The sequence below is a fragment of the Legionella rubrilucens genome (assembly GCF_001468125.1).
Taxonomy (GTDB): domain Bacteria; phylum Pseudomonadota; class Gammaproteobacteria; order Legionellales; family Legionellaceae; genus Legionella_C; species Legionella_C rubrilucens.
On sequence record NZ_LNYT01000006.1, the window covers coordinates 74,880 to 92,275 of the forward strand.

Consider the following 17,396-nt stretch of genomic DNA (forward strand, 5'->3'; position numbering starts at 1 on the left):
ACTTTACCGAATAACAGCGCCCTTGCAAAGACTAGGACAAATCGAGCAATCGCCGGGTAAAGGCTGTACGCAAGTAAAAACCACGGGGCAGCGTGAGAATTTTATTGCCTTCACTGTCAAATCCATAACACAATGAACGGGTGTTGGCGGCTTTGGGACGTACCTGCAAATAATGGCCGAAAGTCGCATCAATCTCTTCCAGCCGGCCCGTGGCAATCATGGTGGTCAAATCATGCCAGTCCGAGGCGAGTATGGCCTCTTCTTCGGCATTCGGCGACCACAGTATCCCACGCCCAATCCGTCGTTGCTCAAAAGGAATACGATTATCCCCTTCAACGGGTATCCACAAGACACGTTTTAATTTTTCAAAGCATTGCGAGTTAAGCCATTGCTGCTGATGGATAGTCATTAAGGGAATGCTGGTGACAAATGTGGACTCTGCAGGCGTACCCTGATGGCTTAGCGGGATGGTTTTGAGTTCTATGCCAAGGTTCTTGAAATCAGGCACCGGTTGACAACCGGCTGTTGCACCTAATGCCTGCTCAATGGCCAGACCCGCCCACCCCTTGCGCCGCGCGGCTTGTTCAGGGATGGACAGCGATAATTCAGCCGCGAGCTGGGCAAAATTCAACCCCTCAATGGCTTCGCAGCGTTGCAGCAACTCCGTTTCGCTGGCGGGGCTGCTATTTAATGAATAAGGCCTCATGTTCACCTTCTTTAATCTCCACACTGATGGGGGGAATCGGTGGTTTAATGCCGGCAGCCTTGAATTGAGCGGCAATGGCAAACAGGACTTTGGAGCGTATTTCAAAACGGGTATGCAACTGCACGTTAATAAAATAACGCACTTCAAATTCGATCAAGGCGTCATCAATTTGTTTCAGGAAAACCTGGGCCGGCGGATCGGCGACAATTTCGGGAATAATGGCCAACACATCCAGAATCAATTGCTGAATCATGACCGGATCATCTGCACGACTGACCTTGATAGGAATAACGGTGCGCACAATGCCGTCCTGGTGTGTCCAGTTAGTGAAGGGTTTGTTGAATGTTTCCGCATTGGGAATCAACACTTCCATGTTGTCCCAGGACGATACCCGCATGGAGCGTATGCCGATATGAGCCACCCGGCCTTCATAATTCCCAAGTGTAATGAGATCGCCTTCACGGACCGGGCGTTCAATCAGCAGCATTAAACCACCCACCACATTACTGGCAAAATCACGCAAACCAAACCCCATCCCTACCGCGAGACCGCCGATGACCATGGACATGCCGCTGAAATCAAATCCCAGCGCCCTTAAGGTGACAAACCCGCCAATGAGAATGACGGCGTATTGGGTAAATACCGACAGACTATTACGAATACCGGGATCACGCGCATCGCGATACAGCCAGCGGTAACTGAATTCGCGTGTCCATTTGGAAGCCCACATGAATACCGAAAGCAGGATTAAAAAATTAAGGATGCTGAAGGCTGTGATGTGTATCCCGGCCATGTTGATTAAGGGGTAATGGCCAAACTGGACCAGTTTAGCCATCACCAGAGAATCCGAATGCCAGCCAAACAGTTGAAACACGACATAGATTGAAGCGGCCAGCAATCCAACACGTAATATTTTATCCAGTGGTTTAAGCCAGACTTCAATCCAAAGCCAGCCATTGGTCATGGTGGAAATCATCCATTCCGACAACAGCTCCATGGCATCAAACAATAAACCGCGCATCAGCACGTAAGCAGACAATAACAGCAGCAACTGCATCTGGTAGCGGCTCAATGTCCAGGCCAGATTGATGTAACCGACCATGCCGATCACAGCGATAGCCATCAGGGTCAAAGGAATGAGAATGACAAGCAGCATCACCGCGTGTCGGAAATAGCGTTTCTTACTTTTCAAAACCGGATGAAGCAAATGGGTAATGATGTGACGGTTTTTCCAGGAAAGAATCGAAACCGCTACTAAAAACAGCATGAACAGTCGATTGAAAATATCCTGCAACAGCGTTGATAAGGGCAACAGGTAACTGATCACCATGAGCGCTGTTGTCCACCCGCCGGCTAAAAGCAGCCATTTTAAACGGTGATACAAGCGCACATCCGTCCCCGAGGAGTCGGTTACGCGCTCTAACAACACGAGCCTTGCAATCTGAATCAAGGTGCTGAATGCAAGTCCGACCAAGCTTAATTGCATCAGCATCTGGTAGTTTGCAAAAGGAATGTGGTTAAAATAAAACAGGCAGAGGAAAGCACCGGTGACGCCTAATAAAGGCAAGTTGCGGTTAAACAGTGTCAGTGTGCCTTCATACAAATGACCCGTTAACCGTGACCGCTCCTTGTCGCGGCTGCGTTGTTTCAATAAGCGGTACAGCACAGTAGTGGTGACGGTGATGAAACTTAGGGCCATCCACAGCAACACCGTCGGTAAAGTATCCAACCACTGGTAATTATCCCTGATTTTGAGTGTAAGGATCTTCAAATAACCATAGACCTGACTTGGAATCTTACTGGTCTGGCTTAAAATTTCTGGCCAACTGTCAAGACGGTATTCGGATAAGCTTTGCCTCACCGACAATTGTTTTTTTAACTCCTCCTGATGATTTTCCAGGTCCTCCTGCAGCGTTTGTTCCTGAATACCAATGCGGGCGATGCGATCATTGATGATGCCAGTTAACGCGGTGAAACTTTTTTTAAGCGCCTGTTCACTGACATGACTCTGTTCATTTTTCAGCATCGTGCGCATTTTACGCAAGGATTGTTCCATATCAGAAAGCTGGGCGATGGTCGTTTTATAGGTTTCAGCCACAGACTGCAACGTACGGATATCCGGATTTTTCTTAAGCAGAAAATCCGCCTTGGCCAATTTACGCTGCAGGTGGAGTTCCGCCATTTTATGCTGGGTCAGATTAATCAATTGGTTATTTAATAAGAGGCGGGCTTCCAGGGCATAGTTATTACGGAATTCCCCTTCACTTTTAATCTGCTGCTGCAGATCAATGCTCTTGTCATACAGGCTGAGCAGGCTGTCATTTAAACGTGTTTCCCTGGCATGAAGCGCATCCAGCTCTGCGCGCAACTGCTCTTTTGACTTCCACAGGCGCAGTGCCTGCTGGCGGCTTAACAGCAGTTGCTGATAACGCTTGGCCAACTCAATGTTGTCATTGAGCAGGCTGATGGTTTTTTTATTGATGTCGTTTAATGTGTTAATTTTTTCTATCTTTTGCTGAGCGTCCATGGGGGTCAGATCGGCCCCGGGAAATTGCTGCAACTGCTTTAAACGTTGAGTAAAATCATCCTGCAGTTTCGTCTGATTGACGAGGAAATTCTCATAGCTGGCTATTTTGGCTTTATTCAGTGCGATTAACGCGTCATTCTGCTCAATTAATTGCTTGTATTCGGTTTCATTCGACGGGATGGAAGGCAGTCTGGACTCATTCAAGACCAGGGTCAGGTTATTTTTTTCCTGAGCGAGATACTCGATTAATTGCCCGCTGTTCCCCTCAGGCTTGGCTAAAACAGGGGCACTTACAGCGAAGCACACTACACTGATTATTGCGTAGAACCAGTTTCTCCAGGAGGAAAAACCGGTTCTAGCCATTCTATTTCTGCACATTGGGAGCGAGTCGTATGCCTAAATCACCAAGCTGAGTCGCACTGACTCCGGTTGGTGCATTGGTTAATAAACACGATGCCGATTGCGTTTTAGGAAAAGCAATCACATCACGGATGGAACTGGAATACGTGAGCAGCATGGCCAATCGATCCATTCCCAGTGCGATACCGCCATGAGGAGGACAGCCGTATTGCAACGCATCCAGTAAAAAGCCGAATTTTTCCTGTGCTTCCTGCTCGTCAATACCCAATAATTCAAACACGGCCTGTTGCAATTGCGGTTGATGAATGCGGATGGAACCGCCGCCGATTTCATACCCGTTAATCACAATATCGTAAGCCTTCGCCAAGGTTTTAGTCGGTTGCTGCTTGAGCGACTCGATGTTCAGTTCCTGAGGGGAGGTAAACGGATGATGCATGGATTGTAATAACCCTGATTTGGCATCTATTTCAAACATGGGCCAGTCTACCACCCAAAGCAAACGCCAGCCGTCTTCAACCAGGTGCCGATCATGGCCCAGTTTGACACGCAAAGCCCCCATGGATTCATTGACGGTTTGTTCCTGACCCGCTCCGAAGAACAGGACATCACCGCTTTGCGCTTCAACACGGTCAAGAATGGCTTGTACACTGTCGGGTTTCAGGAACTTGATAATCGGCGATTGCAATCCATCCATACCCTGACTTCTATCATTGACTTTGATATAGGCTAAGCCTTTCGCGCCATAAATGCCGACAAATTGACCGTAGCCATCCAGGTCTTTACGGCTTAATTCACAACCATTGGGTAAACGCAGGGCAACCACTCGGCCATCCATGCGGTTTGCCGCCTCGGAAAAAACCTGAAAATCAGAATCCTTCACCAGGTCATCCACATCAACCAGTTCGAGCGGAATACGCAGATCCGGTTTGTCGCTGCCATAGCGGCGCATCGCCTCAGCGTAAGTCATGCGCGGCAGTTTTTCCGGTAAATCAACCTGCATTAATTCTTTAAAGACCTTTTTCAGCATGCCTTCAATCAGATTCTGAATAGCCTGTTCGTCGATGAAGGCCATCTCGATATCAAGCTGGGTAAATTCAGGTTGTCTGTCGGCACGCAGATCCTCATCACGGAAGCAACGAACTATCTGATAATACTTATCGAAACCCGACATCATCAGCAGCTGTTTGAATAACTGCGGCGATTGCGGCAAGGCATAGAACTGCCCGGGATGCACGCGAGACGGGACCAGGTAATCACGCGCGCCCTCCGGAGTCGCCTTGGTCAGCATGGGCGTTTCGATATCCATGAACTGCTGTTCGTTTAAGTAGTCGCGAATGCAGCGGATCATGGTGTGGCGCAGGGTCAGATTATGCTGCATGCCGCTTCGGCGCAAATCAAGGTAGCGGTAACGATAACGCAGATCTTCACTCACAGTCTGATTCTCATCCGGCAGGAATGGCGGTGTTTGTGACTGGTTTAAAATCTGCAGCGTCTGGCCAAGGATTTCTATCTTACCGGTTGGCATTTTTTCATTGATCATCCCGGATGGTCTGAGGCGTACTTTGCCTTCGATGCGAACCACGTATTCATGACGCAGTTTTTCAGCAATCGTGAACACGTCAGCCAATTCCGGTTCATACACCACCTGAACCAGGCCCGAGCGATCGCGGATATCGAGGAAAATCACGCCGCCATGGTCACGGCGATTATGCACCCACCCGCAAACACTGACGGATTCGTTAAGTAAAGTTTCATTGACTGATGTGCAATAATGTGATCTCATAAAACCGCCTGTTTAATTCGCTTGAGTTAATATTTCCGGCGTCAGCGTAGGAGGCATGACCCCCAGTGAAATGATGTATTTCAACGCCTCGTCAATCGTCATCCCAACTTCAATGACGTCCTTTTTTGGTACCATCATCAAAAAACCGGATGTCGGGTTTGGTGTAGTTGGTACAAAGACCGATACCATTTCCTCCGTGGTATTGGCAAAAAGCTGCGGCCCTGGGTTTCCTGTCATAAAAGCCAGTGACCATGAATCCTTGCGAGGGTATTCTATCAAAAGTACCTTGCGGAAAGCCTGGCTGTTGGTTGCAAAAACAGCCTGAATCACCTGTTTGGACGCATTGTAAATGGAGCGCACCAGAGGGATTTTTGCGAGCAATGCCTCACCCCAGCCAAACAGCCGCTGCCCCAGAATATTGGTCGCCACAATGCCGGTTAAAATTAGCAGCACCAGGGAAAAAATAACACCGAAACCGGGAATATCCACACCTAAAAGCCGTTCAGGCTGATAAGCGGAGGGCAAGAGCGCAATGGTGCTGTCCAGCAGGTCCACCATAAAACGCAAGACAACAAAAGTCACGAGAATTGGCAGCCAGACCACTAAGCCGGCAAACAGATAACTGCGTATGGATTTAGACTTCAATCACTTTCACCTTTGGTTTTCGTGCTGCCGGTATCGCTGCTTCCTGTGGCGCTATCTGCTTTCTTCTGACCGCTGGCGTCACTGCCGCCGGCCTCCGTTTTTTTAATTTCGGGCTTGTTTTTATTTTTAAAATCGGTCACATACCAACCGCTGCCTTTGAGCTGAAAGCCTGCTGCAGAAACCAGACGCACAGCGGTATTTTCAAAACACTTCGGGCATTGTTTTGCAGGCGCGTCGCTGACCTTCTGCATCAAATCAAAATGATGATGACAATTCGTACATTCATATTCATAAATTGGCATCAAAAATCTCCCAATGGTTGACAATGGCCCATTACGCAATGGAACCAAGGAATAAACGTTTTGAAAAAACAACGCTAAATTATAACGGACAAGTGGCGTGGCGACAACGGTCAAGCCAGTGGTTTAAGACGATAAACTACGCTGGAATGTGTTTCATGATCACGCTTATCTTGACATTATGCCTCGCAAACCAGACAGAGCTTGTCAAAAATCAATCGGTTCTGGCAGCCATTGCCCCTGAAAGGGAATATGGCCCAAATAAGGCATCCCCATCTTCTCGCGCAGGGTGTTAAGGTTTTCATCCAGGCAAAGCATGTGTTCATCCAGGCAGTTGGCAATCCAACCTGCACAGGGAATGGCATGCGCTTTTAACACCGCGGCCGTCAACAGCGCATGATTGATACATCCAAGCCGCATACCCACCACAATGATGACGGGAATTTGACTGAGTGTCAAAAAATCAATCCAGGTCTCCTGAGCATTGATGGGGACCATTAACCCCCCTGCCCCTTCGATCAGCAGCAGGTCAGGGCGTTTTACTGCTTTCGTCAGGCAATAATCAAGAATAGCCCTTGCATCCACAACCGTTCCTGCCCGCTCGGCAGCGATATGCGGTGAAATCGGCGGTTCAAACAGCCAATGACTGTTGTCTACGTCACTGCCGTCATGGTGCTTAAGCCGGCGGGCATCTTCGCTGTAAAGGCCACCATTCTCTTGGATGCACCCGGTGGCTAATGGCTTTAATGCCAAAACCTGCCTCCCCTGCCGACGATAAAAATCGATCAATTGGCAGGTAGCATAGGTTTTACCGCAATCCGTATTGGTACCGGTGATAAAAAAAGTCTTCATAACAGAAACTCAAATAATAATTGCAAATAATCGTCCTGATGCGACAGGAAGGGCATGTGCGCCGCCTTTTGGAAAAGCCGGTAATGAAAATCGGGGTATTTTTCTGCCATGACCTCCAGGGTCAGACGCGGCGTAATGGCATCAAGGCGACCGAAGACAAAACAGGCAGGCTTTTGGTAATTAAGCAAGGCTTCTCGTAAATCCCAATCGTTTAAAATCGTAAGACCTTGCTGCAGGGCTTCAATTGAAACCTTATCCGGAATCGGTGGAATCAGCGAATGATGACGGGATTGCAGTTGAATGAAATTCCTCATTGTCTGTTCGGGATCCCGCGCTAAATTGCTGAAAAAGCCGTCAAACACCTGTTTTTCAATTCCTGGCCACTGGTCTTTGCGAATAAAATGCGGTGAGGAAGCGGTAACCATCAATCGGGATACCCGCAGCGGCTCCTCGATGGCAAGCCGCATGGCATACAAACCGCCCATGCTCCAGCCGGACACAGCAAATTCGGCAGGCAAGGCATGAAGAAGCTCCTCTTTAAAGGAAGTCCACGCCATTAACGACGAGCGGCCAAACCCCGGCAGATCAACCAGATACACCGTAAAATGCGCGATCAGTTCGGCCGCCAGGGGCTCAAAAACGCGGTGGTCAAACCCCCATCCATGCAGCAATACCAGGGCCGGCCCTTTTCCTCTAATTTGAATGTTCAGTGTCATAAATGGCGTGGAGCTCGTTAAATAAATGGTCAATGTCTTTCGCTTCGTGCCGACAATTGAGTACCATGCGTAACCCGCTGTACTTGCGCGGTACCGTTGGTTCGCGAATGGCCTGACAAAAAATCCGGCGTTTGCTTAATTCCTGAGCATAATTCAGGGCTGCATGCGGACATCCCAGTTGCAGTTGCTGGATAGCAGTCATCGAATCGGCGAAGCGCAGCGGACTTTGCGCGGCTTTTTCACGAAAATAACGGACCAATCCCTCTAATTGCCGCCGCCTGTCATCGGCATCGTAAATCAACTGGAACGTCTTTAAAAGGCCATACACCAGGGCAGGACTGATGGCGGTGGAGTAAAGGTAGGGACGTGCATATTGCACCAGGGCATCCACCCAATCGCCACATCCAGCAACCAGCGCACCCTGTCCGCCGAATGCTTTGCCAAAGGTAATGATCCGAAGCGGTATCTGCTCTTGTGTTAGGGAAAAATGCCTGACCGCGCCCAGACCATGTTCGCCCATCACGCCAAACGAATGCGCTTCGTCGACGAGGCAGGGGACCTCGTGCGTTTCGCATAAATGACTGATGTCCTGCAACGGCGCCACCTGACCGCTCATACTGAAAAGTCCTTCGGTCACCACAACCGCCTGCGCGGTGTGGGCGAGTTTCTGCCTTAAATCCTCCGTGTCATTGGAGCGATAGCGGCTAAAACGGGCATCAGCCAGCTTCATGCCATCGTAAAACGAGGCATGGATGGCCTTATCAACAAGCAGGTGCCGTTCGAGCTGCGACAACAGATTAACCACAGCCAGATTGGCCGCATAGCCGGAGCCGAATACCATCGCCGCATCCGTTGCCAGCGCTGCGGCGATGGTTTGCTCAAACTCCGCATGAATGGGGTGGTAACCGCAAATGACGCCTGATCCGCCGCTGCCTGCGGGATAATATTCAAACCCCTGCTGATAGGCTTTTTTTACGCGCCGATCATTGCTTAACGACAAATAGTCATTACTGCAAAAATGCAGATAAGTACCGTCCACCGGCAATACCTGGCGCGTGCGGTGAAGGCCTTGTTGCTGCAATCCCTGTATTTTCTCCGAAAAAAGGGCAGAAAACTGACTCAAGAGAAGGTTTCCAGACCTAATTTACCAAACAGGCTATTGTCTTTATCGCGTTGCGGGTTATCTTCCGTCAGCAGTTTATCGCCAATGAAAACCGAGTTGGCACCGGCAAAAAAGCAGAGGGCCTGCAACTCATCGCTCATTTCAGTACGGCCTGCAGTCAGGCGAATCACGCTGTCAGGCATGATAATTCTGGCCGTGGCAATAGTCCTTACCAGCTCAATGCCCTCCACCTGGCGGGCTTTCGCAAGCGGCGTCCCTTCAACCGGAATCAGACGATTAATCGGCACGCTTTCCGGAGGGGTTTCCATGTTCGCCAGCGTCATGAGGAATTCGATACGGTCTTCGCGGGTTTCACCCAGACCCAAAATCCCTCCGCAACACACACGGATGCCCGCTTTTCTAACCTGTTCAAGGGTATCCAGCCGATCGCTGAATTTACGGGTCGTGACCACCTTGTCATAATAGGACGGCGAGGTATCAATGTTATGGTTATAATAATCAAGGCCGGCCTCTTTGAGGCACTTCGCCTGCTCACCGGTTAACATGCCAAGCGTCATGCAGGTTTCCAGCCCCATGTCTTTAACCCCCTTAATCATTTCCTGCAGCTGAGGCATGACTTTATCGGGAGGACAACGCCAGGCGGCGCCCATGCAGAAGCGCGTAGCGCCACCCTCTTTTGCTTCCCGTGCCTGTTTAAGCACCTGGTCAACCGGCATGAGTTTTTCTTTTTCGACGTGGGTTTGATGATGTCCGCTTTGCGAGCAGTATCCGCAATCTTCGGGGCAGGCACCGGTTTTAATGCTGAGCAGCGTCGCTAATTGCAAGCCATTGGCCGGGTGATGCGTGCGATGAAGGGTGTGCGCCTTGTGCAATAAATCGTTAAACGGCTGGGTATAAATGGCCGCGATGTCACTCATCGTCCATCCTGCGCTGGGTTTGTTCATAGACCTTCTCTTTTTATTTCAGTGCCGCCATGATAAAGTCGCCAATTTTCTTGTCAACCGAAAATTATATTATGGTTAACATAGCGCAGGTCATCGCGAAGGATTTAAACCATATCTGGCATCCCTGCATGCAGATGAAAGAGTTTGAAACCTACCCGCCGCTGGTAGTCCATGAAGCCAGGGGCAGCTACCTCTATACGGATCAGGGCCGCCTCATTGACGGCATCTCAAGCTGGTGGTGTAAATCCTTAGGGCATGGCCATCCTGCCATTGTTGATGCCATCCGGCAACAGTTACAGTATTTTGAACAGGTGATCGCTGCCAACACCACGCATCCCCTCCTCGCCGAATTTGGCGAAAAAATCGCCGAAATCACCAACAAACAACATGTGTTTTTTGCGAGCGACGGTTCCTCAGCCGTTGAGATTGCCATGAAACTGGCGCTTCATGCCATGCAGATCCGGGGCGAGAAGGAGCGTAACCAGTTTATTGCCTTACGCCATGCCTATCACGGAGAAACCTTAGCCACCATCAGCGTCAGCGACTTGGGCCTCTATAAAAAACCCTACGAAGGCTACGGCGTAAAATGCCACTTCATTCAGGAAGTACCTTATGTTCAAGGCCGTTTCGACCCCTTATGGGATGACAGCGAGGCGGCATGGCAGGCGATTTTGCCGCAACTGGAAAAGGTAAAGCACCAGACCTGTGCTGTCCTTGTCGAACCCCTGGTTCAGGGCGCAGGCGGTATGCTCTGTTACAGCGCCGACTTTCTTAAAAAACTGGCGCAGTGGGCAAACGATAATCGCATTTATTTCATTGCCGATGAAATCATGACCGGCATGGGCCGAACCGGGCAATGGCTGGCCTGCCAATGGGCAGGCGTTGAACCGGATTTGGTGTGTCTGTCCAAAGGATTAACTGCCGGCGCCCTGCCCCTGAGCTGCGTATTGATTGACCATGATGTGTATACTCTTTTTTATGATGATTATGCCTCGGGCAACTCATTCCTGCATTCGCATACGCACAGCGGCAATGCCCTGGCCGTCAGCGCCGCTTTAGCGGCCATCAAGGTCATGGAGGCAGAGGGGATTCCTGAGCAGGCGCGTGCATTGGGTGAGTTGATGCACGCCCTGATGCTCGACATTGCCGAAACCACCGGGAAACTCAGTCAGGTGCGAAGCCTCGGGGCGATTGTCGCCGCCGACATGGAGTCATTGCCAGGGCAGCGAATCAGTCAGCGATTTTATCAGGAGGCCTGCCGGCATGGCGCCTTATTGCGTCCGCTGGGCAATACTCTTTACTGGCTGCCACCCTTGAACGCGGAGGAGAAAACGATTAGGCAATTGGCGGAAATCACTCTAAACTCTCTGTATGGGGTGTATAAATAACAAAAAAATGATAAACGACATCCACAGCAGGCAGTTAAGCGCACAACAAACGTTAACCATCAGCTGGTTCCTGCTATCGCTTATCGTGCTGTTCCTGGCTCTTTTCTATGAATGGCGGCATTACCGTGAAGCCCGCGAGGATCAGATGGAACTGGTCGCAAAGGAGCGGGCATTTCAGTTTGATGAATTCATGGAAAATCTGATTCAAGGGACGTTTGCTTTAAATTTTACCCCTGACGAGTTCAATGCCTGCCAAACTCAGTTATTGCCAGTACTCACTGACTGGTTGTTTAACAACCCCAATGTCTCTGCCATTGCCATTACCGATCCGAAGGGAAAGACAACGTGTTCCACCTTAAACCTCACACCGCCTGTTTTTTTTCCTGCCTCATCGGCGCCTCATCTTCATGGGCCTTTTGAGTCTGGCCATCACAACCAACCGACATATCTGTTGCAGCAGAAGCTTGGGCAATACCATTTTACGCTGTATATTTTAAAAAGCATTTTTGAAAACCTGTTAAGGCCTCTCGAAGCCACCAGTTTCAAAGCCATCGCCCTGTACGACACACACCATAAAAAGCAGGTTTTTCAACTCGCTCAGCAGCAGCCTGATCCTTCCCCGGAAAAAAGCGTGATGCTGCGGATCCCATCCCAGACCCTGGATGATTACCAACTGCTGTTTACGGCAAAGCGTTTCGTTTATGAAAAACACTTTATTTATACCGAATTAATCATTGCCGCGGTGATTATTCTCCTCTCACTCCTCATTTACTACATTCTGCGAAAAGCCTTAAACCACCGCTTTTCGCTGGATTACGCCCTGCAGAATGGACTAAGGCAGGGGCATTTTGAACCGATGTATCAACCGGTTGTGGATGTAGCGAATAACCGGTTCTGCGGCGCTGAAGTTCTCATCCGCTGGCAGATGGATGCCAAACAGACCATCATGCCGGACTTGTTTATAGAAGAAGCTGAAGCCTCGGGGCTTATCGTACCCATGACCCTGCAACTGGTTGAAAAATCATTTCAGCAATGCGCTGAACTTCTTGGCAGCAATGAAGACTTTCACCTGGCGTTCAATGTCTCCGTCAATCATTTTCTCGACAGGCGTTTTTTTCCGCAATTCTATCAACTCTGCCGGCAATACGGCGTTAACAATCAGCAAATTATTCTTGAATTGACCGAACGGCAGCTTTTTAATAAAGAAGACAAAGACAGCATGCGCATCATGCAGGATCTCCGTGAACACGGCTATTCACTGGCCATTGATGACTTTGGTACAGGGCATGCCAGCATTCATTATCTGCAGCACCTCCCCTTTAATTACCTTAAAATTGATAAACTGTTTATCCAGGCCATTGGTACTGGTGCAATCACCGAAACCCTGAATCAGGCCATCATTAACATGGCAAATTCGCTTGACTTAGCCATCATCGCCGAAGGTGTGGAAACCATGGAACAATATGATTATTTGCGGCGTCATCATGTAGACTATATACAGGGATGGTACTTTGCCAGGGCCATGACAATTGAGCAGCTCATCACATTCATTGAGGAGAAAGCCAATGAAGCGATTCTTACAGCAGGCAGCTAGCCTGGCTTTATTCTGCGTTTCAGCCGCATCCATCGCACAAACACCGTCAGGAGACAACTTCTGGCTGTGCAAAGCCCATGATCAGGCCAATCGGGAATGGCTGGCGCAGAGCGTTTATTCAATTACAGCCATTAACAAAGCCTATGACGCCTGTAAAAAACAAAGCGAATACCCGGAAACCTGCAAAACGTCCAAGGCCGATTGTGAAGCCTTCGTTGATGGACGCTCCACCCGCCCGATGTGGCAATGCACGGCACTGGATTTTTCAGGAACCCCCTGGCTAAGCGACATCTACACGCACCGCGATGATGCTGCCCTGGGCGCCAAAGCCTATTGCATGGATAACAGCGGTATTCCCGAGACATGTTACATTAACATGATAACCTGTCGAAACATCAATGCGGCGAAACCCTGATGTATTGCATCGGTTTAACAGGGAACATTGCCAGCGGCAAATCCAGCGCTATCCGTTGTTTTAAAAATTTAGGCATTCCGGTGATCATTGCCGATGAGGTCGCCCGCGAGGTCACGGCCCCGGGCCAACCGGCACTTCAGGCCATCCAGCAGCACTTTGGCGATAAAATGCTTCACCAGGGCCGCTTGAACCGGTCAAAATTACGTCAGCTAATTTTTAAACACCCGGAGGAACGGCGGTGGCTGGAAAATCTGCTTCATCCCCTAATCCGGCAACGGATAGAAACCCGGGTTACGTCGTTTGAAGCCCCCTATTGCGTGATTGAAATTCCTTTATTGCTCGATCGCAGCCATTACCCCTATTTAAACCGAATCCTGGTCATTTTAAGTGAGCCTGAACGTTTGATTGAGCGGGTGATGACGCGCGATCAGCATACCCGGGAAGAAGCCCTGGCTATTTTAGCAACCCAACCTGACGAGGCCGCCAGACGGGCAATTGCTGACGATCTGATCATAAATGAAGGTTCCCTTGTAGAATTAGAACAGACTATTAATGATTTGCACGAAAAGTATTTGTTTCTTGCAGGCCAACCGTTGAATTCCACTCGCTAAGTATTGATTATTTTTAAAAACTCTTGTAAAGACAGGTTTTTATACTTTAATATTTCAAGTACAAAAAAACTGTTTAAACGTTGGCTAAGGATAGCATTTTTTATGCCTCAAGATACGATCACCTTTCAACTGGCAACCCATTTTTTGCCTAAAATTGCCTTGCGCCTTGAATGCCTTTATCAAACCATTGATCAAGCCTGTCAGGAAACTCATCCGGTCATCCATCATTATGCGTTAAAAAACATCATTGAAATCATTAAACTGATCGAAAAACCGGAATTAAAAAGCCGTTTTCTTAAAGAATTGATGCGGATAGAGCATTCAATCAACAAGTCCAATACCATCGTTGCGAGCACGCTTTACGATAATCTTTATACTCAGATTCAATCCTTAACCCACGCAGCCGGCCTGTTTGGCGAAGGCATTCATCAGAATCCGTTTCTGCAATCAATTCGCCTGACACAGCCTACCCAAAGCAATGATTGCGAAATGTACTCCCCGCAATTGCTTCTCTGGCTGGAATCCAATCCCGGCGAGAGACAACGCGATTTGGCCATCTGGTTAAACCACCTGCGTACCCTGCAGGGCACCGTCAACATTTACCTGCGCTTACTTCGCGATACCGCCCAATTCGATGAAATAGACTTATTCAGCGGCTTTTACCAACGTGCTTTACCGCCGAAGACCTCGTGTCATCTTATTCTTTTGCGCATCGACAAAACCTTTGGCATTGTCCCGCGCATGCAACTGGGTCATCATGGTTTAAGCCTTCGCCTGTGTGAAGCATCCACCATGAGGGAAATTCGCGAAACACATGCCCGATTGGATTTAGGCATTTGCCAGATATAATCCTGCGATAACTGTACGGGGGTATTTGCACTGACAATCCAAGCCATATTATGATTTGGGCAATGACAGGATTTGGCCAGGGGTTTTCTTTGTATTCACGATCGAAAGGCATTCTTTATTGCCTGTTGTCAGGATTATTTTTTGGTCTAATCGGTTATTTTGGAATCAATGTGATTCATGAGCATATTTCCGTTTATACCATGTTATTCTGGCGATTCATGGTGGCCGGATTATTTATTGCCTTGATCATGCTTTGGCAAAGGGATGGGCTCAAATTAACCCGCAGGGATTTTTTAACCATTCTGGGGCATGGGATTTTTTTCTATGGTGCCTGCTCCATCCTGTATTTTATCGCGGCAAACCACATCGGTTCCGGATTGGCCATGGTCGTGTTCTTTACTTACCCCGCCCTGGTCATGTTAATCAACAAGCTCGTCTACAAGCTCCCTTTTAACCTGATTTATTGTGTTTCCCTGTTGATTATTTTCAGCGGCATGGTGTTTTTGGTGCAGGGCGGGCAGTTCAATTTTAATCCATTAGGCCTTGTTTTAAGCATTCTATCCGCGCTGCTTTATGCTTTTTATATTTTGGCCAGTAAGAAAAGCCGTGTATCACCACTGCCCTCGACCCTGATTCTATGCCTGGGATGCATGATCATTTCCTTGATTACCGCCCTGCTTGATCGGTCCTTCACCTTGCCTGAAACCCTGTCCGTTTGGAGTAATATTTTGGGCATCGGCATCCTGTGCACGGCCCTGCCCATTCTTCTGTTGTTAAATGGTTTAAAACTGATTAGCTCCACCCAGGCCTCCATTTTATCCGTTCTTGAACCGGTGTTTGTGGTGATCTTCGGCATCCTGCTCCTGGGGGAACAGGTAAGCCTCCTGCAGATGATAGGTGTCAGCATTATTCTTTTAGGCTCTCTCCTGTCGCTGCTCAATGAACGGCACTAATGATTGAATTGGCTATTCATTGAGCGATGCACCCCAGCCCAGCGTTTAAACGAGGTCTTTTAACGTCCTTGACGAACAACCTGCTCAAGATCAATGGTTCTTTCAGAAGAGACTGAGGGCGTCATGCAGCCCACGATGCCGCGGGCAAACGGGTAAATGCAAAACACTCCTGTGGCTATTCCAATCAGTGTAGAGACCGGCGTTAAAGCCAACCACATCATGCGGATGTCCGCATCGACCTCCGCGGCACCAAGAATGTAATAGGTTGCCACATGAACGCCAGTGGAGAGCGTCATGCTGGTACAGGCCGACACTTTATGGAAAAAGCGGCTGCTTGTCACCTGCGACGTTGTGTCTTTCACTGCTTCTTTCCTGGCCTCCACCTCACGTTCATAGTGTGATTTTTCTTTTCTGATTAACGCATCAATTTGAGGAGTAATGTAGGTTTGCTCAATACCGGGATCAATTTCTCTGTCATACAGAGCCAATAATTTTTCAGGATGGTTGTTTTTCAGTGATTGTGCAGCAAGTATTTTTAACGATAAAACGGTCATAATCCACTCAATGATTGTTTACAAATTAACAAAGTTGATTATTTTATTCTAATTCGATAGTAACGGGTATACCAAAGACCTGATATATTTGGGGGATCGCCTGATCGGGACGAATAATGGCAATCAATTTATTCTCGCGGGTAGCTAACGGATTAATCTGCGACAGAGGCACTTTCTCCGCGTAACTGGGTGTGTTGATGATGCGCCCTTCGATTTTCTCATTGCCAGGAAAAGTGATGGTGACCTGTTTGTTCTGGTACACTTCTTCAGCGTATTTTGGATCAATGAAAGCAATGATACGCATATTTCGTTCAGTAACAATGGTCATTAAATTTTGACCGGCCGACACGTATTCATCCTGATGCGTCGAAATACTCATGATGGTGCCGGGTTGAGGGGCCAGGATAGAAAAATGAGCTATTTTATCTTTCACTTCCGCAATATTGCTTTCAATTTCTAAAATCTTACGTTTGTAATTGACCTCAAGGAGCGTTTTGGATTGCAGTTTGGCTTCCTGAATCTGCTGTTCAAGCGCTGCATAATTTCTCTGCGCGTTCACCCAGTTTTTCCTGGCCTCTTCCAACTGCAGCTCCGCCATATCCCCTTTATTGACATATTTCACAAAACGATCGTAAACCGCTTTGCTGGAATCAATGTCCTTTTTAGCGACATCCAGTAAATTTTCCAGATTTTCTGGCGTTTGATCGCCTAAAGAGTTCATCAGATTGGTGATGCGTTCTTTTTCATTCTCCAGGTATTTCAGTTTGGTCAGCGTTTCCGGTGAAATGAATTTTAAAATCATTTCGCCTTTCCTGACCTTTTGCCCCGGTTGCACATTCAGATTTTCAATGTAGCCTTCATCGGGCGCGCGGATAATGATGGTGTCGTAAGCAATTAATCCGGAAAAACGGATAAAGACGTATTCATTAATTAATTGATACAACAAAATAGCCAACGGAATGCTTAAAATAAGTACCAGAAGAATCCAGCGCATCTTGGGAGGCGTACGAATCCCTTCACCATATTGGACTGGCAATGTTTCTGACGGCGCTTTTTTACGAAAGTGAATTCCCATAT

17 protein-coding genes are annotated in these 17,396 nt (G+C 48.4%); 6 read left to right on the top strand and 11 right to left on the bottom strand.

What is annotated here, in order from left to right:
* Positions 1-31: 31 nt before the first annotated feature.
* The 9 genes from mutH to bioB form a co-directional block, all read right to left on the bottom strand.
* Entirely contained in the window at positions 32-706 is a 675-nt protein-coding gene (gene mutH, locus Lrub_RS02560; RefSeq protein ID WP_058530643.1) for a DNA mismatch repair endonuclease MutH, read from the bottom strand.
* The gene (locus tag Lrub_RS02565) at positions 684-3,596 is read right to left on the bottom strand and encodes a mechanosensitive ion channel domain-containing protein (protein WP_133134077.1); all 2,913 of its coding nucleotides are present in this window, start codon (positions 3,594-3,596) and stop codon (positions 684-686) included. Before Lrub_RS02565 ends, mutH begins: the two co-directional genes overlap by 23 nt.
* Before the next feature lies 1 nt (position 3,597).
* Positions 3,598-5,376, bottom strand: coding sequence for an aspartate--tRNA ligase (aspS, locus tag Lrub_RS02570; protein ID WP_058530645.1), 1,779 nt, complete (start codon positions 5,374-5,376; stop codon positions 3,598-3,600).
* Positions 5,377-5,388: 12 nt separating this feature from the next.
* Positions 5,389-6,021, bottom strand: coding sequence for a DUF502 domain-containing protein (locus Lrub_RS02575; RefSeq protein WP_058530646.1), 633 nt, complete (start codon positions 6,019-6,021; stop codon positions 5,389-5,391).
* Entirely contained in the window at positions 6,018-6,323 is a 306-nt protein-coding gene (locus Lrub_RS02580; RefSeq protein ID WP_058530647.1) for an FmdB family zinc ribbon protein, read from the bottom strand. The genes Lrub_RS02575 and Lrub_RS02580 overlap by 4 nt, the downstream gene beginning before the upstream one ends.
* A gap of 204 nt (positions 6,324-6,527) precedes the next feature.
* Positions 6,528-7,172 (bottom strand): dethiobiotin synthase, encoded by a 645-nt coding sequence (bioD, locus tag Lrub_RS02585; protein WP_058530648.1) that lies wholly within the window; start codon positions 7,170-7,172, stop codon positions 6,528-6,530.
* Entirely contained in the window at positions 7,169-7,888 is a 720-nt protein-coding gene (locus tag Lrub_RS02590) for an alpha/beta fold hydrolase (RefSeq protein WP_058530649.1), read from the bottom strand. The genes bioD and Lrub_RS02590 overlap by 4 nt, the downstream gene beginning before the upstream one ends.
* Positions 7,866-9,011, bottom strand: a complete 1,146-nt coding sequence (locus tag Lrub_RS02595) for an aminotransferase class I/II-fold pyridoxal phosphate-dependent enzyme (protein WP_058530650.1) — start codon at positions 9,009-9,011, stop codon at positions 7,866-7,868. The genes Lrub_RS02590 and Lrub_RS02595 overlap by 23 nt, the downstream gene beginning before the upstream one ends.
* Positions 9,008-9,955, bottom strand: a complete 948-nt coding sequence (gene bioB / locus Lrub_RS02600) for a biotin synthase BioB (protein ID WP_058530651.1) — start codon at positions 9,953-9,955, stop codon at positions 9,008-9,010. The genes Lrub_RS02595 and bioB overlap by 4 nt, the downstream gene beginning before the upstream one ends.
* Before the next feature lie 71 nt (positions 9,956-10,026).
* On the opposite strand from bioB, the gene bioA reads away from it, so the two are divergent.
* The 6 genes from bioA (at position 10,027) to Lrub_RS02630 (ending at position 15,765) form a co-directional block, all read left to right on the top strand.
* Complete coding sequence (gene bioA / locus Lrub_RS02605; RefSeq protein ID WP_058530828.1) at positions 10,027-11,343, top strand: adenosylmethionine--8-amino-7-oxononanoate transaminase; 1,317 nt, start codon at positions 10,027-10,029, stop codon at positions 11,341-11,343.
* 7 nt (positions 11,344-11,350) lie between these two features.
* Positions 11,351-12,937, top strand: a complete 1,587-nt coding sequence (locus Lrub_RS02610) for an EAL domain-containing protein (RefSeq protein WP_065235709.1) — start codon at positions 11,351-11,353, stop codon at positions 12,935-12,937.
* Positions 12,909-13,352, top strand: a complete 444-nt coding sequence (locus Lrub_RS02615; RefSeq protein WP_058530653.1) for a hypothetical protein — start codon at positions 12,909-12,911, stop codon at positions 13,350-13,352. The genes Lrub_RS02610 and Lrub_RS02615 overlap by 29 nt, the downstream gene beginning before the upstream one ends.
* Positions 13,352-13,963, top strand: a complete 612-nt coding sequence (gene coaE, locus Lrub_RS02620) for a dephospho-CoA kinase (protein ID WP_058530654.1) — start codon at positions 13,352-13,354, stop codon at positions 13,961-13,963. Before Lrub_RS02615 ends, coaE begins: the two co-directional genes overlap by 1 nt.
* Before the next feature lie 102 nt (positions 13,964-14,065).
* Positions 14,066-14,812, top strand: coding sequence for a cell division protein ZapD (gene zapD / locus Lrub_RS02625; RefSeq protein ID WP_058530655.1), 747 nt, complete (start codon positions 14,066-14,068; stop codon positions 14,810-14,812).
* Positions 14,813-14,874: 62 nt separating this feature from the next.
* Positions 14,875-15,765, top strand: a complete 891-nt coding sequence (locus tag Lrub_RS02630) for a DMT family transporter (RefSeq protein ID WP_058530656.1) — start codon at positions 14,875-14,877, stop codon at positions 15,763-15,765.
* 59 nt (positions 15,766-15,824) lie between these two features.
* On the opposite strand, the gene Lrub_RS02635 is transcribed toward Lrub_RS02630, so the two are convergent.
* Both Lrub_RS02635 and Lrub_RS02640 read right to left on the bottom strand, forming a co-directional pair.
* Positions 15,825-16,319: a hypothetical protein gene (locus Lrub_RS02635; RefSeq protein WP_058530657.1), complete on the bottom strand. Its 495-nt coding sequence runs from the start codon at positions 16,317-16,319 to the stop codon at positions 15,825-15,827.
* 43 nt (positions 16,320-16,362) lie between these two features.
* Positions 16,363-17,394, bottom strand: a complete 1,032-nt coding sequence (locus tag Lrub_RS02640; RefSeq protein WP_058530658.1) for an HlyD family secretion protein — start codon at positions 17,392-17,394, stop codon at positions 16,363-16,365.
* Between the last annotated feature and the right edge of the window lie 2 nt (positions 17,395-17,396).

What these genes read in the sequence shown, in the direction of transcription:
- Lrub_RS02565 (WP_133134077.1), bottom strand. Translation starts at nt 3,596, where the DNA reads ATGGCTAGAACCGGTTTTTCCTCCTGGAGAAACTGGTTCTACGCAATA.
- zapD (WP_058530655.1), top strand. Translation starts at nt 14,066, where the DNA reads ATGCCTCAAGATACGATCACCTTTCAACTGGCAACCCATTTTTTGCCT.
- Lrub_RS02590 (WP_058530649.1), bottom strand. Translation starts at nt 7,888, where the DNA reads ATGACACTGAACATTCAAATTAGAGGAAAAGGGCCGGCCCTGGTATTG.
- Lrub_RS02640 (WP_058530658.1), bottom strand. Translation starts at nt 17,394, where the DNA reads ATGGGAATTCACTTTCGTAAAAAAGCGCCGTCAGAAACATTGCCAGTC.
- Lrub_RS02630 (WP_058530656.1), top strand. Translation starts at nt 14,875, where the DNA reads ATGACAGGATTTGGCCAGGGGTTTTCTTTGTATTCACGATCGAAAGGC.
- Lrub_RS02615 (WP_058530653.1), top strand. Translation starts at nt 12,909, where the DNA reads ATGAAGCGATTCTTACAGCAGGCAGCTAGCCTGGCTTTATTCTGCGTT.
- bioD (WP_058530648.1), bottom strand. Translation starts at nt 7,172, where the DNA reads ATGAAGACTTTTTTTATCACCGGTACCAATACGGATTGCGGTAAAACC.
- aspS (WP_058530645.1), bottom strand. Translation starts at nt 5,376, where the DNA reads ATGAGATCACATTATTGCACATCAGTCAATGAAACTTTACTTAACGAA.
- coaE (WP_058530654.1), top strand. Translation starts at nt 13,352, where the DNA reads ATGTATTGCATCGGTTTAACAGGGAACATTGCCAGCGGCAAATCCAGC.
- bioA (WP_058530828.1), top strand. Translation starts at nt 10,027, where the DNA reads ATGGTTAACATAGCGCAGGTCATCGCGAAGGATTTAAACCATATCTGG.
- Lrub_RS02610 (WP_065235709.1), top strand. Translation starts at nt 11,351, where the DNA reads ATGATAAACGACATCCACAGCAGGCAGTTAAGCGCACAACAAACGTTA.
- Lrub_RS02635 (WP_058530657.1), bottom strand. Translation starts at nt 16,319, where the DNA reads ATGACCGTTTTATCGTTAAAAATACTTGCTGCACAATCACTGAAAAAC.
- mutH (WP_058530643.1), bottom strand. Translation starts at nt 706, where the DNA reads ATGAGGCCTTATTCATTAAATAGCAGCCCCGCCAGCGAAACGGAGTTG.
- Lrub_RS02580 (WP_058530647.1), bottom strand. Translation starts at nt 6,323, where the DNA reads ATGCCAATTTATGAATATGAATGTACGAATTGTCATCATCATTTTGAT.
- bioB (WP_058530651.1), bottom strand. Translation starts at nt 9,955, where the DNA reads ATGAACAAACCCAGCGCAGGATGGACGATGAGTGACATCGCGGCCATT.